The sequence below is a fragment of the Actinoplanes sp. CA-051413 genome, from assembly GCF_050955795.1.
Lineage (GTDB): Bacteria > Actinomycetota > Actinomycetes > Mycobacteriales > Micromonosporaceae > Actinoplanes.
This window is the reverse complement of sequence record NZ_CP192100.1, coordinates 7,333,361-7,349,250: the sequence shown is the minus strand read 5'-3', so window position 1 is coordinate 7,349,250 and position 15,890 is coordinate 7,333,361. Positions and strand designations below refer to the sequence as shown.

The 15,890-nt window shown below is 72.0% G+C and carries 19 protein-coding genes; 7 read left to right on the top strand and 12 right to left on the bottom strand.

Features of this window, described 5'->3' with window-relative positions; all coding sequences use genetic code 11:
* Window positions 1–34 precede the first annotated feature (34 nt).
* Window positions 35–1,165 carry a hypothetical protein gene (locus tag ACQP2Y_RS34610; RefSeq protein ID WP_433720157.1) on the top strand — a complete coding sequence of 377 codons (1,131 nt, stop codon included), beginning with the start codon at window positions 35–37 and terminating at the stop codon, window positions 1,163–1,165.
* Window positions 1,166–1,390: 225 nt separating this feature from the next.
* Here the strand turns inward: ACQP2Y_RS34610 and ACQP2Y_RS34605 are convergent, their stop codons facing one another.
* The 5 genes from ACQP2Y_RS34605 to ACQP2Y_RS34585 form a co-directional block, all read right to left on the bottom strand.
* Window positions 1,391–2,020: a Clp protease N-terminal domain-containing protein gene (locus ACQP2Y_RS34605; protein ID WP_433720155.1), complete on the bottom strand. Its 630-nt coding sequence runs from the start codon at window positions 2,018–2,020 to the stop codon at window positions 1,391–1,393.
* A 1-nt stretch (window position 2,021) separates the two neighbouring features.
* Window positions 2,022–2,258, bottom strand: coding sequence for a hypothetical protein (locus ACQP2Y_RS34600; RefSeq protein ID WP_023560874.1), 237 nt, complete (start codon window positions 2,256–2,258; stop codon window positions 2,022–2,024).
* A gap of 105 nt (window positions 2,259–2,363) precedes the next feature.
* Window positions 2,364–2,573, bottom strand: coding sequence for a DUF3072 domain-containing protein (locus ACQP2Y_RS34595; protein ID WP_433720154.1), 210 nt, complete (start codon window positions 2,571–2,573; stop codon window positions 2,364–2,366).
* 36 nt (window positions 2,574–2,609) lie between these two features.
* Window positions 2,610–3,392: a VOC family protein gene (locus tag ACQP2Y_RS34590; RefSeq protein ID WP_360553313.1), complete on the bottom strand. Its 783-nt coding sequence runs from the start codon at window positions 3,390–3,392 to the stop codon at window positions 2,610–2,612.
* 157 nt (window positions 3,393–3,549) lie between these two features.
* Entirely contained in the window at window positions 3,550–4,851 is a 1,302-nt protein-coding gene (locus ACQP2Y_RS34585; protein WP_433720153.1) for a cation:proton antiporter, read from the bottom strand.
* 48 nt (window positions 4,852–4,899) lie between these two features.
* Between ACQP2Y_RS34585 and ACQP2Y_RS34580 the strand changes: the two genes are divergently transcribed.
* Window positions 4,900–5,709 carry an SDR family oxidoreductase gene (locus ACQP2Y_RS34580; protein WP_433720151.1) on the top strand — a complete coding sequence of 270 codons (810 nt, stop codon included), beginning with the start codon at window positions 4,900–4,902 and terminating at the stop codon, window positions 5,707–5,709.
* Window positions 5,710–5,778: 69 nt separating this feature from the next.
* A complete protein-coding gene (locus ACQP2Y_RS34575) occupies window positions 5,779–6,216 on the top strand; it encodes a hypothetical protein (protein WP_433720149.1) in 438 nt (145 codons plus the stop codon).
* Between the two features lie 5 nt (window positions 6,217–6,221).
* Here ACQP2Y_RS34575 and ACQP2Y_RS34570 read toward each other — a convergent pair whose 3' ends face one another.
* Together ACQP2Y_RS34570 and ACQP2Y_RS34565 are read right to left on the bottom strand one after the other, a co-directional pair.
* Window positions 6,222–6,902: an HAD family hydrolase gene (locus tag ACQP2Y_RS34570; protein ID WP_433720148.1), complete on the bottom strand. Its 681-nt coding sequence runs from the start codon at window positions 6,900–6,902 to the stop codon at window positions 6,222–6,224.
* Window positions 6,903–6,964: 62 nt separating this feature from the next.
* Entirely contained in the window at window positions 6,965–9,103 is a 2,139-nt protein-coding gene (locus ACQP2Y_RS34565) for a SpoIIE family protein phosphatase (RefSeq protein ID WP_433720147.1), read from the bottom strand.
* Between the two features lie 191 nt (window positions 9,104–9,294).
* Between ACQP2Y_RS34565 and ACQP2Y_RS34560 the strand changes: the two genes are divergently transcribed.
* Complete coding sequence (locus ACQP2Y_RS34560; RefSeq protein WP_433720146.1) at window positions 9,295–10,179, top strand: cellulose binding domain-containing protein; 885 nt, start codon at window positions 9,295–9,297, stop codon at window positions 10,177–10,179.
* A gap of 98 nt (window positions 10,180–10,277) precedes the next feature.
* Window positions 10,278–11,903: a mechanosensitive ion channel family protein gene (locus tag ACQP2Y_RS34555; protein ID WP_433720144.1), complete on the top strand. Its 1,626-nt coding sequence runs from the start codon at window positions 10,278–10,280 to the stop codon at window positions 11,901–11,903.
* A 79-nt stretch (window positions 11,904–11,982) separates the two neighbouring features.
* Here ACQP2Y_RS34555 and ACQP2Y_RS34550 read toward each other — a convergent pair whose 3' ends face one another.
* Entirely contained in the window at window positions 11,983–12,330 is a 348-nt protein-coding gene (locus tag ACQP2Y_RS34550; RefSeq protein WP_433720142.1) for a DUF6401 family natural product biosynthesis protein, read from the bottom strand.
* A 117-nt stretch (window positions 12,331–12,447) separates the two neighbouring features.
* On the opposite strand from ACQP2Y_RS34550, the gene ACQP2Y_RS34545 reads away from it, so the two are divergent.
* Window positions 12,448–12,873, top strand: a complete 426-nt coding sequence (locus ACQP2Y_RS34545) for a hypothetical protein (protein WP_433720140.1) — start codon at window positions 12,448–12,450, stop codon at window positions 12,871–12,873.
* A gap of 73 nt (window positions 12,874–12,946) precedes the next feature.
* On the opposite strand, the gene ACQP2Y_RS34540 is transcribed toward ACQP2Y_RS34545, so the two are convergent.
* The gene (locus ACQP2Y_RS34540) at window positions 12,947–13,144 is read right to left on the bottom strand and encodes a hypothetical protein (RefSeq protein WP_212990676.1); all 198 of its coding nucleotides are present in this window, start codon (window positions 13,142–13,144) and stop codon (window positions 12,947–12,949) included.
* A 172-nt stretch (window positions 13,145–13,316) separates the two neighbouring features.
* Between ACQP2Y_RS34540 and ACQP2Y_RS34535 the strand changes: the two genes are divergently transcribed.
* Entirely contained in the window at window positions 13,317–13,970 is a 654-nt protein-coding gene (locus tag ACQP2Y_RS34535; RefSeq protein ID WP_433720139.1) for a hypothetical protein, read from the top strand.
* Window positions 13,971–13,991: 21 nt separating this feature from the next.
* On the opposite strand, the gene ACQP2Y_RS34530 is transcribed toward ACQP2Y_RS34535, so the two are convergent.
* The 3 genes from ACQP2Y_RS34530 to ACQP2Y_RS34520 all read right to left on the bottom strand — a co-directional run bounded on the left by ACQP2Y_RS34530 (window position 13,992) and on the right by ACQP2Y_RS34520 (window position 15,829).
* Window positions 13,992–14,228, bottom strand: a complete 237-nt coding sequence (locus tag ACQP2Y_RS34530) for a hypothetical protein (RefSeq protein ID WP_360828712.1) — start codon at window positions 14,226–14,228, stop codon at window positions 13,992–13,994.
* 75 nt (window positions 14,229–14,303) lie between these two features.
* On the bottom strand, window positions 14,304–14,765 hold the full coding sequence (locus ACQP2Y_RS34525) for an SRPBCC family protein (RefSeq protein ID WP_433720137.1): 462 nt from the start codon (window positions 14,763–14,765) through the stop codon (window positions 14,304–14,306).
* Window positions 14,766–14,860: 95 nt separating this feature from the next.
* On the bottom strand, window positions 14,861–15,829 hold the full coding sequence (locus ACQP2Y_RS34520; protein ID WP_433720135.1) for a YihY/virulence factor BrkB family protein: 969 nt from the start codon (window positions 15,827–15,829) through the stop codon (window positions 14,861–14,863).
* Between the last annotated feature and the right edge of the window lie 61 nt (window positions 15,830–15,890).

Below are 15,890 nucleotides of genomic sequence, written 5' to 3'. Positions count from 1 at the left end.
GTAGGGCCGGTGGCGTGTCACCGGAAGGTGGGTCATGGCCGGTTCGATCGCGCGCCGTTTGACAGTCTCCATCCTGCCCGTCGCCTGCCTGGTTCTCGCGACCACGGCCGGCCCGGCGGTCGCCGCCCCACCCAGCCGTGTGGTGCCCGGCATCGACATCGTGCCGCCCGGCGGGGAGGCCACCCTCGCCTGGCGGGTGAACAACCGCGACCAGGTGCTGCTCTTCCTCAGCGGCACCATCTGGCAGCGCGGCCGCTACACCGATATCGGCGGGCTGGGCGGCGCGTTCACCGGCGCGTTCGACCTCAACGACGCCGGTGACGTGGTGGGTGACAGTGACCTGCCGGACGGCTCCACGCACGCGTTCCGGTGGCGGCAGGGCCGGATGGTCGACCTCGGCACGCTCGGCGGGCCGACCAGCAACGCCCGCTCGGTCGGCGCCAACGGTGACGTGGCCGGCCGCAGCACGCTGCCCGACGGCTCCGAGCACGTGTTCCACTGGCGGGCCGGCGTGCTGACCGACACCGGCATCCCGAGCGGCTTCACCAGCGCGATGAAGGTGAACGCGCGGGGTCAGATCGCCGCGCACCATGTCTCCGAGACCTTTTCCAGCCGGGCGTACTTCTGGGACCGCGGGGTGGTCACCGACCTCGGCACGCTCGGCGGCGACCGGGTCACCGTGACCGACCTCAACGACCGGGGTGAGGTCGTCGGCTTCGCCACCACCGCCACCGGCGACATCCACGCTTTCCGGTGGCGCAACGGCCGGATGACCGACCTCGGCACGCTCGGTGGGGCCGACTCGCGGGCCAACGACATCAACAACCGGGGCCAGATCACCGGGAGCGCCGCGAGTGCGACCAGCTCCGAGCGGGCGTTCCGCTGGGAGAACGGCGTCATGACCGACCTGGATGCGGCCCGCGGGACGCAGGCGCAGACCGGGGGCAGTGCGATCAACGAGCGTGGCGACGTGGTCGGGAGCCGGACCGGGACCAGCGCCACCAGGGGAGTGGTCTGGCGGCGGGGCGCGACGCTGGAGCTCGACGCCGTCGGCCGGGAGACCAGCCAGGGCAACGACATCAACGACCGAGGTCTCGCGGTGGGGCTCACCGCCGTCGATCCGTTCCAGCCCACCCGGGCGACCGTCTGGTACACCCGCCGATGACCGGGCGAACGGCTTGGGGGGTGGCCGGGTGAGCGGCTGCGCTACATCCACGTCGACCCTGCTCTCCTGCGGCTGGGGATTGCCGGCCGGTTGTTCCGGCGGGTGGAGGGCGGCGGGCACCGGGAACGCACCGGAGCCGATGAGATCCGGGCCGGTGCCGCCCTGCCCGCCGTACCGTGCTGTCTGGCCGTCGCCCACCCGCTGGCCCGGGCCCGGGCCGGGAGCTCAGGCCGCCTGATTCTTCAGGGAACGGGTGACCTCCTCGCGAAGCCGTTCCTGGTCCACGCCGGCACCGGTGAGGATCTGCACCGCCAGTCCCTGACCCTCGCGCAGGATGCCCAGCATCATGTGCTCCGGCGCGATGAAGTTGTGCTTGAGCCGGAGCGCCTCGCGCAGGGAGAGCTCGAGCACCTTCTTGCTCCGCGGCGAGAACGGGATGTGCCCGCTGGTGCGGGTGCGCGGACGGGCGCGGCGCAGCAGACCGCGGCGCTTCGGGGCCGTGGCCAGCGGCAGCCGCAGCGCGCCGGGGCCGAAGTTCTCCTCGATCGCCCGGCGGACCGCGTCCAGGTCGATGCCGATCGCCTTCAGGGCCGCCGCGTCCTCGGCGTCGGTGTCGCTCACCGGGACGCTCGGCTCGGGGCCGGGCCCCACCAGGCGCTGGACCTCGGCCCGGACGAACCGGGCGTCGACCCCCTTGACGGTCAGTGCGCCGGCCGAGGCGACCGGGCCGGTGGCGTCCGCGAGCAGGGCGATCAGCACGTGCTGGGTGCCGATCGGGCTCTGCCGCAGCTCCCGGGCCTCCGCCTGGGCCCGCATCACGGCGTCGCGTGCGGCATGGGTGAATCGCTCGAACATCTCAGCCCTCCCGTGGATCCTGCATGGGCACGCGACCGGCGTGCTTCTTGTGAACGCCCTGGCGGGTCACCTCGAGGGCGTCCGCGATCTCCTGCCAGGACCAGCCCTTGCGTCGCGCGTTGGCCACCTGGAGGTGCTCCAGGCCCTCCAGGAGGCGGCGCAGCGCCACGACCGCCCGCAGGCCGACCCGAGGATCGGCGCTGCCGGCGGCGGCGGCGAGATCGGTTGCTTCGGTCATGCTGTCAACTTACGTTGACACGGCGTCCGTGTCAACTCCGGTTGACAATCAGGGCGCAGAAAAGGCGCCGGGCTGACTGCCCGGCGCCTTTCTGGTGGCGGTGGCCTACTGGCCGCGGCCGGTCTTCTCCTGGAGATCGTCGATGCGCTGGGACGCCTCGGCCTTCGTCAGGTCCTCCGGCACTTCCTCGTGGGCCTCCGAGGCCAACGTGTGCAGGTACGACTGCTGGGCGCCGGTCGCCGGTTCGTCACCGGTGGTCCAGTCGGCCGGATCCTTGATCGTGTTCGACGCCGGATCCTGGTCGGTATTCGCCATGGCCTTGCCTCCTCGAATTCTCGAACAGGCGTGCTACTACCCCCCGAATGTCAACTCCATGCCTGCCGTGGGGGTGAACGACATGCTGAGCTCCACCGGCAGGGCCGCCGGGGCCGCCACCGCGAACGGCACGCCCCACGGATCCAGCAGCTCGGCGTAGCTGCCGAAACCCATGTCGGTCGGGCCGGAGATGACGTCGCCGCCGAGGTCGCGGCACGCCCGCATGGTCGCCGAGCAGTCGGCCACCTGGAACGCCGCGCGCCACCAGCTGCCGCCACGGCTCGGGGCCAGGCCGGCCATCGCGTCGTGGGCCGTGGTGATCCACTCGCCGCGGGTGCCGTCGCTGCCGTACTCGTCGCGCAGCAGCCAGCCGAACGCCTGGCCGTAGAACCGGGCCGCGGCCTCCGCGTCGTCGGTGAGCAGCTCCGGGAAGGTCATCGTGCCCGGCTCGCCGCCGACCTGGGCGCCGGTGAAGCCCGCGCTCTCCCAGAGGCCCAGCAGGGCGCCGGCCGGGTCGGCGATCAGCGCCGAGCGTCCGCCGCGGGCCTCGATCGGCTCGCTGACCAGGCGGCCCCCGGCCTCGCGGACCCGGGTGATCGACGCTTCGAGATTGTGCTCGGTCAGGTAGGTGAGCCAGCCGGCGGGCCGGTCGGCGCGGGCGCGGGTCAGTCCGGCCGCGGCCCGGCCGCCGAGCTTGAAGCGGTCACCGGCGGGTTCCCAGCCGAACAGCCCGGCGTAGAAGTCCGCCGCGCGGGCGGGATCAGCACTCGCCAGCTCGACCCAGCAGGGTGTCGCCGGCGCAAAGCCCCGAATACGCATCGGCCGCACCTTTCCTGTCGTTCCATCGTGGAATCTCGGCCCGGGGGGAGATGCCGATCACCTTACAGCCATGAATACGCTCTGCCACTACGCCCGGGTTCAATGTCCTAAAAGAACTACGACTTCGCGGCATGCAGATTACTCATAGTTACGGTGATTACTGAGCGTGGCGCTCCTCGGGGGTCCGGGTCCGCTCGTTGTATCGGTCCAGAAGCCGCATCACGGGCGTGACCGCCACGCCGTGCAACACCACGCTCACGACCACGACGAAGGCCACTGTCGCCCATACGACATCCACGTCGGGGAACGTGGCGTGGGTCATCGCGTACGCGAGATAGTAGAACGAGCCGATGCCGCGGATGCCGAACGCCGCGATGACCGCATGCTCGGCCGCGTGCCCCGGCGCCCCGCGCAGCGACAGGAAGCCGGCCACCGGCCGGACCACGAAGATCAGAGCCAGCCCGGCCAGGGCAGCGGGCCAGGTGAGCGAGCCGAGCAGGCCACCGACCACGGCGCCCCCGAGGAGCAGGAGCAAGAGTACGGTGAGCAGCCGCTCGATCTGCTCGGCGAAGTCGTGCAGCACCTGGTGGTACTCGTGCGACCGTTGCGCCGAGCGGATCCCGCGGGCGGCGATGAAGACGGCCAGGAAGCCGTAGCCGCCGGCGACCTCGACGAGCCCGTAGGCCAGGAACGTCGCGGCCAGCGCCAGGAAACCCTCGGCGTGGTGGGCCAGGCGCAGGTTGCGGTTGCGGGCCCGGAAGAAGAGCCGGCCCAGCGACTTGCCGATGAGCAGGCCACCGGCGACACCGATGAGGATCTTGTAGAACACGTCCTTGAGGACCCACTCGCCGACCCAGCCCTCCCCGGTCACGGCGACCGTGGCCAGCGCGATGGCCGCGTACACGAAGGGGAAGGCCAGCCCGTCGTTGAGGCCCGCTTCCGACGTCAGCGCGAACCGCACCTCGTCCTCGGAATCCTCCTCGTCGGTCGGCTCGCCGACCTGGACGTCCGCGGCCAGCACCGGGTCGGTCGGGGCCAGGGCCGCGCCGAGCAGCAGCGCGGTGGCCGGCACCAGCCCGGCCCACCACCAGCCGAACAGGGCGACCGTCGCGATGGTGACCGGCATGGCGACGGCCAGCAGCCGCCACGTCGACGACCACCGGCGCATGGTCAGCGGCCGGTCGATCTTGAGGCCGGCACCCATCAGGGCGACGATGACGCACACCTCGGTGAGGTGCTCGGTGAGCTTCGGATGGGCGAGCGGATCAGCGGTCGGCAGCCCGAGCGGGAGGGCGAAGACGACCATCCCGAGGGCGAGGAAGACGATCGGCATGGACAGGGGACGGCGTTCGAGGACCCGAGGCAGGATTCCGGCCAGCAGGGCGCCCACACCGAGCAGGGCGAAGAGAAGGTCGGACAGCTGCACCGCTCTGCACTGCCCCTGGCGCGGGCAAAACATGCCGTCGCCGGGGTGATTGTCGGCACCGCGCCGGGGTAACCGGCCGCCATGACTGGCAGAAACGCGAACCATCCCCGGGTGGCGGTGGTGACCGGGTCCGAGTCCGGCATCGGCCGGGCGGTGGCGGTCGCCCTGGCCGCGGCCGGCTACGACGTGGGCATCACCAGCTACCGCGACGCCGGGCACGCGCAGCGCACGGCCGACGAGGTCCGCAAGGCCGGCCGCCGCGCCGAGATCCGCGACCTCGACCTGACCCGGCTGCCCGAGGCGGCGGACGTGATCGACGAGCTGGCGGACGCGCTCGGCGGGATCGGGGTGCTGGTCAACTGCGCCGGCACCGGCACAACCACCCCGGTGCTGGACACCGGCTGGGACGAATGGCGGCGGGTGCTCGCCGTCGACCTCGACGGGCCGTTTCTGTGCGCGCAGCGGGCCGGCCGCCGGATGGTCGAGGCGGGCCGGGGTGGTCGCATCATCAACATCACCAGCGTCCACGAGACGGCGCCGCGGGTGGGTGCGGGGGCGTATTGCGCGGCCAAAGGTGGTCTGGGTCTGCTGACCCGGGTCCTGGCTCTGGAGCTGGCGGAGCACGGCATCACGGTGAACTCGGTGGCGCCGGGGGAGATCGCTACTCCGATGACGGGGCAGGAGGATGTGGATCCGACCGGGGTTGAACGGCCGGGGGTGCCGCTGGGCCGGCCGGGCGATGCTCGCGAGGTGGCGGCGGTGGTGGCTTTCCTGGCCGGGCCGGACGCGACGTATGTGACCGGGGCTTCGTGGCCGGTCGACGGCGGGATGCTCAACATGGGCCCGCAGGCCGGATCCCACCTGACCGGCAACGACTGGCGCCGGCCTTAGCGCGGGGCCCGGTCCGGGCAATCTCGCGTGGGACGATGACGCCGACCGGAGCGGCGGGCGGAGAACGCGATGACGAATTCCGAACAGCGGCGGCTGCGCCGCAGCGTGGCCCAGCACGGCATCGCGGTCGTGGTGTTCGCGATGCTCGCCCTCTCCGGAGTCGGCGTCGCGGGTCCGGGCCGCTACGGAATGGCGGTGCCCTTCATCGTGACCGGCGTCGCCGGCGCAACAGGCGCCGCGGTCATCGCCGTGGCCGTATGGCGCCTACAGCGCGAGGAGGCAGGCGTCCGTCCGGGCGGTGGCACCACGAACGAGGCAGCGCAGCGGACCGTCCGCCTCGCGATGGCTGCCGCAGCCGTGGTCGCCTTGATCGGCGGATGGATGCTGGCGCCACAGGGCATGGATCGGGGCTTCGTCATCTCGGTGGCGGCCGGGCTGGCCGGCGCGTTGGCGTTGTTCTCGCTGTTCGCGGGTGACCGACCGCGGACCGCAGACCACCCGCGCTGAGCCGCTCATGCTCCCTTCGGCAGCTCGGCGATCGGCGAGTTCTTCAGGTCGCGCAGCAGCTCCGCCGGGTCCTTGTAGGTTGCGACGGCACCGGCCCGCTTCAGCTCCGCCGCGCTGGTGCCACCGCAGGCCAGGCCGATGCACGGGATTTCGAGCTTCGACGCCGCCTTGACGTCCCAGACCGCGTCCCCGACGAAGACCGACTGCCGGGGGTCGACCCCGGACTGGTCCAGCGCCGCCTCGAGGATGTCCGGCGCCGGCTTGCTCTGCTTCGCGTCCGACGACGAGGTCGCCGCGGTGATCGCATCATCGGCGTCGACGACTTTGCGCAGGATGTTCAGCTCGGACTCCTTGGCCGACGAGGCCAGGACGACAGCCAGGCCGCGATCGGCGCAGGCGCGGAGCAGGTCGCCGGCGCCGGGCAGCGGGCGCAGGCGCTCCCACCAGGCGCCGTAGAGGATGTCGTGGGCGGTGGTCATCTCGTCGTCCGCGCCCTTGTCGCGGTCGGTGCCCAGCAGGTGGTCGATGATCTTGTCCGAGCCCATGCCGATGCCACGGTGGATCTCCGCCATCGGTACGTCGTGGTCGAACTGGCGCAGGGCCTCCCACCACGCCACCGTGTGCAAGTACGTGGTGTCGACCAAGGTGCCGTCGACGTCGAAGAGGACCCCGGGTTTCGCTGTCATACCTGGACGTTTACCCCGTTCGGCGCCGGCAAACGCGGCGGGGCGGGATCGGCGGAACGGAATCAGCGGGGCGGGATGAGCATCTCGAACCAGACCGTGGAGCCGCGCACCGTCGGGTCCGTGCCCCAGGTGTCGCTCAGCTCCTCGATCAGGCCCAGCCCCCGGCCCCGGCTGCTCAGGGCGTCCGTCCGGGCCCGGGTCACGCTGCCTCGCGTACCCGTGTCGGCCACCGACACCAGCAGGCGCTCCGCACTCAGGTCGATGTGCACCTGGGCCGGGGTGCCCGCGTGCAGCAGCGCGTTGGTGGTCAGCTCGCTGGTGCACAGGATGGCCGCACCGATCACCGGCTCCGGCACCGACCACTCCCGCAGCCGGGTCGACATCCACTGCCGGACCCGGCTCGGACCGGTCGGCTCGGCCGGGACCAGCATCGTGGCCGAACGGCTCAGCGTCACCGCCCGCTCCACGGCCAGCACCGCCACGTCGTCGTCGGTGCTGCCGGACACGGCCGCTGTCGCCAGCGAGCACAGGTTGCGCGGGTCACCGCTGGTCGCCCCGGCCGCCGCGGCCACCAGGTCGGCGAGGCCCGCGCTCAGTGGCCGGTCCCGGCGCTCCACGACGCCGTCGCTGAACATCAGGATCGAGTCGCCGGGCTCCAGCTGCAGCACTGTCGTACGCCATCGGCCGCCCAGCCCGAGCGGCGCACCCGGCGGCACCTGGACGAGCTCGGCGCCGGCCGGGCCGCCCGGCAGGCCCGCGCGGCGCAGCACCGGCGGTGGGTGACCGGCACTGGCCAGCGTGATGGTGCCGTCGGTGGGGTCCAGGACCCCGTAGACGACGGTCACGAAGATCTCCTCGTTGCGCGACTCCGCGCCGAGCGAGCCGACCAGCCTGTCCAGCCCGGCCAGCACGGTGCCGGGGGCCGGGTCGGTCAGCGCAAGTGCCCGCAGCGCGGCCCGGACCTGGCCCATCACGGCGGCGGCCCGCACGTCGTGACCGGCCACGTCGCCCAGCACCATCGCCAGGCGGCCGTCGGACAGCTCGAACGCGTCGTAGAAGTCGCCGCCGGCCGCGTTGCCGTCCACGCCGACGTCGTAGCGCGCCGCGATGCGGAACCGGTCGAGCTCCGGCAGGTGCTCCGGGAGCATGCTGCGTTGCAGCAGCTGGGCGGTGCCGTGCTGGGCCTCGAAGCGGCGGGCCCGTTCGGCGGCCTGGGCCACCAGCTCGGCGGCCGCATAGAGCAGGGCGCGCTCGGCCGGCAGCCAGGTGTGCGCGGTGCGGTAGCCCATGGTCAGGGCCCCGCGCAGCAGGGGAGTGCGCAGCGGCATCGCGGCCAGCGCGCGGATCCGGCGTTCGTGCCGGTCGCTGGCGATCTTGGCCAGCGGGGCGCCGTCGGCCTGGAACGTGGGACGGCCGGTCTGCGCGGCGGACACCATCGGCGAGTCGGGGTCGGCGGCGAACCTCTTCCACAGCGGGGGCAGGCGCTCGTCCGCCTCGTCCATCATCTCGCCGCGGATCCGCCGGACATAGCGGAACTCCGCGCCGTCGTCGACGGCGAAGACGCAGTGGTCGACGTCGAACGAGGTCATCGCGTACGCCAGGACGACCCGGGCGACGTCGTCGATGGTCAGCGCCGAGGCCAGCCGGGCGGTGAGGTCACCGAGGCTCTGCAGCCGGCGGGTCACCTGGGTGGTCTCGGCGGCCACGGTCAGCACGCCTACGACGGCGCCGTGCAGGTCGCGGATGACCGAGTGTCCGCGGGTGAACGAGGCTTGCTCGACGTGGCCGGCGCCGCCACGGGCCACCGCCACCTGGGTCTCGGCCTCCAGGAACGGCTGCCCGGTGCGGTAGACGTCGGCGATGACGCCACCGACGCCGGGGGTGTGCCACAGCTCGCCGAACACGTCGGCGGCCGGGCGGCCCAGCGCCGCCGGGTGCCGGGCGCCGAGCACTTCCGCGTACGCGTCGTTGTAGACCATGACGTGGTCGTCGCCGTACGCGAGCACCATCGGCACCGGCGACGCGAGCAACATGTCGACCGTCGCGCGCACCACCGCGTCCCACGCCTCGGCCGGGCCCAGCGAGGTCGCCGCCCACGGGTGCAGGCGGACGAGCTCGGCGCAGTCGATGGCGCGCTCCGGCGGCACGCCGGTCTGATCGGGCAGCGTGGTCATCGCGAGAGAGCTCCCCATGCCGACCATGAGATGAGCGTAGCCCGCCTCGGCCGTTCGGACGATGGGGGCACCATACGGACGTCCGATTATGCCCGGTACGCCTGGGTGAGGGGCATGTGCCGTCCGTGACCCGATCGAGCGTGATCTCACGGTGCGTAGTCCGGCCGTACGGAAATTGGGCTTGGCTCATCCGATCTTGACTCGCTTATAGTCCCGCGGTGAGCGAGAACCCGCGGCCCCGGCCCAGCCGCGGCGTCATGGGATACGTCGCTGAGCTGCAGCAATTCGATCCCGTGCCGCCGTACATCGATGAATTGCACCCGGCCGAGCCGGCTGCTCTCGTTCCGTCACCGCCGCCGGTCACCCCGGCGCCGATCGTGTCGCACATTCGACAGCAGCCGCGCCGCCGGACTCAGACCGCGATCCTCGCCGCCGCGGCCGTCGCCATCCTGGCCGGCGCCGGTCTGGGCTATGCCGCGCTCGGCGGCTCCGCGGACGCACCCCGCACCCGGGCGCAGGGCACCGCGCCGTCCGACGTGCCCACCGACGGGCTACCGCCGCTCGACCCCGCACTGCCCGGCTCCGAACCGGTCGCCGCGCGCACCACCGGCCCCACCGCGACGAGCAACACGACCGCGGCGACCACCACCGGCACCTCGGAGACCGACCGTCCACTGCCCGACGCCGTGACTCTGCCCGGCGTGCCCGACCCCTGGAATCCGCCGCCGGCAGCCACGGCGGCGCCGACGGAACCGGCCGCGACGCAGCCGGCCGTCGCCCCGCCGCTGCCGCTGATCGCGACGATCAGCCACGTCGTGGACCCGGCCGAGGACGGTCTCCTGGGGTACGCGGGAACGGTCCGCATCGAGAACCCGGGCTCCCGCGACGTGACCGGCTGGCGGGTGACCCTGACCGTGCCCGGCGGCAACGCAGTGACCGCCACCGGCGCCTCGGTCGCGCAGGACGGCGAGACGGTGACGTTCACGCCGGACGGGGAGCCGACCGTGCCCGCGGGCGGCGCGGTCACCTTCTCGTTCCAGGTGGCCGGTCTGCTGTCCGCCCTGCCGGGCGCCTGCGCGATCGACGGCAGCCCCTGCTCCTGAGCTTCACCTCTCGCTGACGGTGCGGATCGGGGTCCGGCGACCTATGGTCGGCGCAGGCCGCATCGACACCGGCCGCTGACACCTTCCAGGGAGAGCAGATGAGCGGCGCCGATCTGAGCGATGCGTTGAGCGACATGTGGCGTTCCGTGTTGTTGTTCGTACCGACGGCGCTGGCCTTCCTCGCCATCCTGCTCATCGGCTACGTACTGGCCCGGCTGGTCCGCACGGTGGTGGTCAAGACCCTGCGCCGGATCGGCTTCGACCGGGCCGTCGAACGCGGCGCGATCGGCAAGGCGCTGGGTGGCCGCGTCGAGCCCAGCGACCTCTGCGCCAAGATCGCGTTCTACGCGGTGCTGCTCTTCGCGCTCCAGCTGGCCTTCGGCATCTGGGGCCCGAACGCGGTCAGCGACCTGCTCACCGCGCTGATCGGCTGGCTGCCCCGGGCCTTCGTGGCCATCGTGATCATCGTCGTGGCCGCGGCGATCGGCGGGGCGGTGCGGGACCTGATCGGCAGCGCGCTCGGCGGTCTCGCGTACGGGCGGGTGCTGGCGCAGGTGGCGTACTGGTTGATCGTGGCCCTGGGGGTCATCGCGGCGCTGGAGCAGGTGCAGATCGCGACGGCGGTGACCCAGCCGGTGCTGATCGCGGTGCTGGCGACCGTGGCCGGGGTGGTCATCGTGGGTGTCGGCGGCGGACTGATCCGCCCGATGCAGCGGCGCTGGGAAGTCTGGCTGGAGCGGGCCAGCGCGGAATCGGCGGCGATCCGGGAACACGCCCGCAGTTATGCGGACGAGCGGGCGCGGGTCGAGGCCGAGAAGAAGGCGGCCGAGGAGGAGGCGTCGCGGAAGGCGGCGGCGTTGGCGGCTGAGCAGGCGCGGCTGGCTGAGCAGGCGCGGGTCGAAGAGGCTGAGCGGCGGAAGCGGGAGGATGCGGCGGCTGAGGCGGCGCGGGCCGAGGCGGTCGAGGCCGAGGCGCGGGCGGCTGAGGCTGCGGCTCTGGCGGCCGAGGAGGCTGCCCGGGCGGCTGAGGAGGCTGCGCGGGAGCGGGCGGCGGCGGCTGCGGCGGCGGAGAAGACGCAGGTCATTCCTATGCAGCGGCCTTGGCCGGGTAGTGATGATCGGCCGCATGTGGTGCCCGGCTTCGACGACCCGGAGCCGGTGGAGACGGCTGAGACGACGACCTGGTTGCATCGCGACGCGGCTGGTCAGCCGGAGGACGGCACTGACACCGCTTCGCATGCGGCCGGCCAGGCGGAAGAAGACGCCGACGCCGGCAGCTCCGGTAGCCGGCCGGAGGACGGCACCGACACCGCAGCTCGGTCGGATGATGCGCGGGGCGTGGGAGAGAAGCCGGGAGAGGACACTTCCGGAGCTGTCTCGGCGTCGGCAGCCGGCTCGCCGCAGGTGGCTGGCGAGTCCGAGCCGAAATCCGCGGCCGCCGGAGAGGCAGACCCGGACCGGCCGGCTGAGAGCGCCGACGCGACCAGCGGGGAAGCACCGGCGAAAGACAGCGACGGCGCGGATGCCTCGGGTTCGGGGGACGACGACGCGGAGACGACGGCGGATGTCACCGGCCGGCCGGGCGGCACGGGTGCCGATTCGGACAGCACGGTCGTGATCTCCCGCAATGAGCTGCGCCAGGCGCTGCCCCAGCAGAGCACCCCCGCCGACGGCGAGAAGACCCAGGTCATCCGGGTACGCCGGGACGACAAACCGAACAGCTGACGGCGGACATGAGAGGGGGCCGGTACCGGGGTGATCCGGTACCGGCCCCGAATGGTCGGTGTGGCCTGTCAGCGAAAGGTCAGGGCAGGGTACGGGCGAGCGAGCAGACCGCCAGCAGGCGGTTGAGCACCCAGTCGTTCTCGGTCCAGTCGATCGGGCCGGCCGGCGGGCGCCAGCCGTGCTTGAACGCCGCGTCGCGGACACCTTCCGCGTAGGCGGCGAGGATGACCGCCGTCAGCGGGCGGACGTCCGACGACAAGCTGTCGCGGATGCCCGCGGCGTGCTGGTCGATGGTGGCGAGCAACCCCGGGGACTGCGTCGCGGCATCGAGGCCGTCGGCGCCGACGGAGGCCGTCAGCTCCTCGAGGCAGGTGTGGGCGGAACGCTGGGCAGCACGGGCGGCAGCGCCGCTGAACAGGCCATTCATAAGATGCAAAGGTAGGGATCGCGGGGTAGCCAACGGTGTCCCCGATCGGTGCAGCTCGGTTGAACTCGCGCCGGTGGGGAAAGCTTGAACCGGACCCAGAGGCCCAGGGAGGCACGGATGGTGGACGGCCCGGACAGCGAGCACCGGCGGCCCGACGGAGTGGACGACGTCACGGTGGAGGCGCTGGGCAAGCTCAGCGAGGCCCTGGAGACGGTCGAGCGGGTGCGCGGGCACCTGTATTCGCTGCACCAGCTGGTCGGCGAGGCCGATTTCAAGCTCGACGAGGCCGTCTCGCTCTTTGTGCAGGCCGGGCAGCCGAAGCTGGCGGAACGGATCGCGCAGGAGCTGATCGGGCGCAACGTCGTGCCGGGGCACTGGACGTTCCAGCTCGTCGAGGAGTTCGACGACGGCTACTACGCCGAGTTCCGCGCGCTGGAGAAGGACGCCCGGGACGAACTGGCCGGCGGCCGGCGCCACCTCTACGAGGCCGAGCTGAAGGAACGCCGTCGCACCCGGGGGCGCGAAGGCCACGAGGCCCGCTGACGGGCCCACGCGTGAAAGGTCCCGAGCCCGCTGGGCTCGGGACTCCGGGTGGTGACGCGGAGAGGTCCGGGGACTACTCCGTCGTGGGCCGGCGACGCTGGGTGTCGTCGGCGATGATCACAGCGGCAACGAGCAGAGCGACCACCACGGCGAAGAGCCAGGAGGCGTCGTCGATGAGCTGGGCGGCGGCAGGGGCCTGGAACGCGGCGAGCAGAAAACCCACCCACGCGAGGCGGCGCTGACGCTCGGACAGAAAACCGGCTGAACGCATCCGGATATTGTGGCCCGATTTGGGTGCTTCACCGTCACCCTTTCGGCCGATCTCGGGTTGTCCGATGGTGCCTACTGCGCAGCGTCATCGTCGGTCCACGGTCGGTCTGCGACCCGTGTTCGCGCTGCTCGCCGCCATGATCGTGGGCCTTTTCGGGGCCGGTTGCGCTCCCGTGACGACGTTGGGCGCCCGGCAGATGCCGGCCGCGGACGGCCCGCAGGAGCACGTGCTGGCGGGCGCGTTGCACGGCCGTACGGGTGCGTTTCTGATCGTCCGGGACGCGGCGTCGCGGGTCGAGGTCCGCCTCGCGGACCTGCCGGGCCTGCTCTACCGGATCAGCACACCGGCCGATTCGGGCCTCGCGCCGGCGGTCACCGGCACCCACGGCCGGGTCCGGCTGGGCCTGCGCCCGACCGGCGCCGACGGCCCGGACACCGTGGAGATCCTGCTGAACCGGGCGGTGAGCTGGGACATCCGCCTCCCGGCGGGCGCCGGCGAACAACACCTGGACCTGTCGGCCGGCCGGCTGCGCCGCCTGGAACTCGGCTCCGGCACCGGCCTGGTCAGCATGCGCCTCCCGGCGCCCCGCGGCACGGTCCCGATCATCGTGGCCGGCGGTGTGGGCGAGGTGGCGGTCGCGCTTCCCCCGGGTACGCCGCTCCGCCTGCACCTCCGAGGCGGCGCAGGCCTGGTCGCCGTCCCGTGGGCGGGCCGAACCCGAGCCCCGGCCAACACGGTCCTGGCCCCGGCAACCTGGCCCGAAGCCCCGGACCGCTACACGATGAACGTCGGCACCGAGGTAGGCAGCGTCACCGTCTGGGGCTGAACCCCCGCGAAGAGCCAGAAACTAGTGTGGCCCGCTGCGGCCGGTGGTGCTGGGCCGGTATTCGCGGTCCGGGTCCGTCTGGCCCGCTTCGTTCTCCGTCGTCACCTGGGCTCCGTGGCCGAAAGCCTGTTCCTCGCCGGCGTCGTTGTCCGTCGGGTCGCCCTGGCCGTCGGTGTCCCAGCTGGCCATCGCCTCGCTGAGGTCCTTCACCGAGGTCTTCTCCTCGTCCCGCCACACGCCGTCTTCGCGATCAGTCATGGCTGTGGCGTACCCGGGGTCCGGGACGGCGAAACGGCCGCCGGTGAGCCGGCGGCCGTTCCGTTTGTCACGCGATCATGCTCCCGGGCGGTCCACCTGGCCGCGCCAGGCGCCGGACTCGGTGCCGCGCTGCTCGATGTACTCCTTGAAGCGCTTCATGTCGCCCTTGACTTGGCGGTCGAGGAAGCCGAGCTTGTCGCCGGCCGTCTCCGCCACGCCCTGCGGCTCGAAGTCCATCTGGCAGGTGACGCGGGTGGTGGTGTCGCTGAGCCGGTGGAAGGTCACGACGCCGGCCTGCTTGGAGCCTTCGATCGAGGTCCAGGCCACCCGCTCGTCGGGCAGCTGCTCGGTGATCTTCGCGTCGAACTCCCGCTTGACCCCGTCGATGTTGGTCTTCCAGTGCGTGGTGGTGGCGTCGAGCTGCTTGATCTCCTCGACGCCGCCCATGAAGCGAGGGAACTCCTCGAACTGGGTCCACTGGTTGTACGCGGTGTTTACCGGGACGTTGACGTCAACGGACTCGGTGACTGTACTCACGGTGATTCCCCTTCAGTTTTGTTGCCCCGCCTTGCTGTGGTGCCCGGGTCGCTCTCGCGGACCGTCTCCAGGAAACGTGCCCGGCCTCGGAACGGCTAAACCGTGTCGTCGGGTTCCTCACGGGGCGGCAGCGGCGGATCCGAGTCCTCGTTGCCGGCCTGGAGCTGCCGGCCGCGCTGCACCTCGGCGTTGATCTCGACGCCGAGCATCAGGGCGGAGTTGGACAGGTACAGCCACACCAGGAAGGCGATGACGGCGCCGAGGCTGCCGTACGTCTTGTCGTAGGAGGCGAAGTTGGCCACGTACAGGCCGAAGCCGAAGGTGGCGACGGCCCAGGCCAGCAACGCCACCACGCCGCCGAGCGTGAGCCAGCGGAAGCGGGGCTGCTTGACGTTGGGCGCGATCCAGAACAGCAGCGAGAGCAGCAGCATCAGGATCAGCACCAGCACCGGCCAGCGGCCGATCGAGTACGTGAGCTTGGCCGCCTCGCCGGCGTGCAGGGCGTTGCCGACCGCGTCCACCAGCGGGCCGCTGATCACCAGGCCCGCGGCCACTGTGGCCATCAGGACGAGGGCGATGGCGCTCAGGCCGATCTGCAGCGGGCGCAGCTTCCACCACGCCCGGCCCTCGCGCACCCCGTAGATCCGGTTCGACGCGCGGGTGAAGACGCCGACGTAGTTCGACGCCGACCACAGGGCGCCGAGCAGACCGAAGCCCAGCAGCACCTTGGCCGAGCTCTGCTGCACGATGATGGCGTCGAGCACGTCCCGCAGGCTCTGGTCGGCGACGATGGAACCGGCCCCCAGGTCCTCCAGGATGCCGATGATCGTGTTGACCGCCGTGCGGCCGTCGGTGACCAGGTTGACCAGCGCCACCACGACGATGCCGACCGGAAAGATGGCCAGCACCGCGTTGTAGGTCAGGGCGGCGGCGAGGTCACCGCAGTCGTCGTCGAGGTAGCCGTTGGCGCTGCGCCACAGCACTCCGCGCCAGGTCGACCAACGCAGCTGGCGGAAGCGGGTGGGCAGGGGAGTCGCTTCGGTACGGGCGTCAACGGCAGTCATGGTGGGGCTCCTCATCCGTCACGCCATGCACACACAGCACTACCCGCGCCTTGTTTGCGAC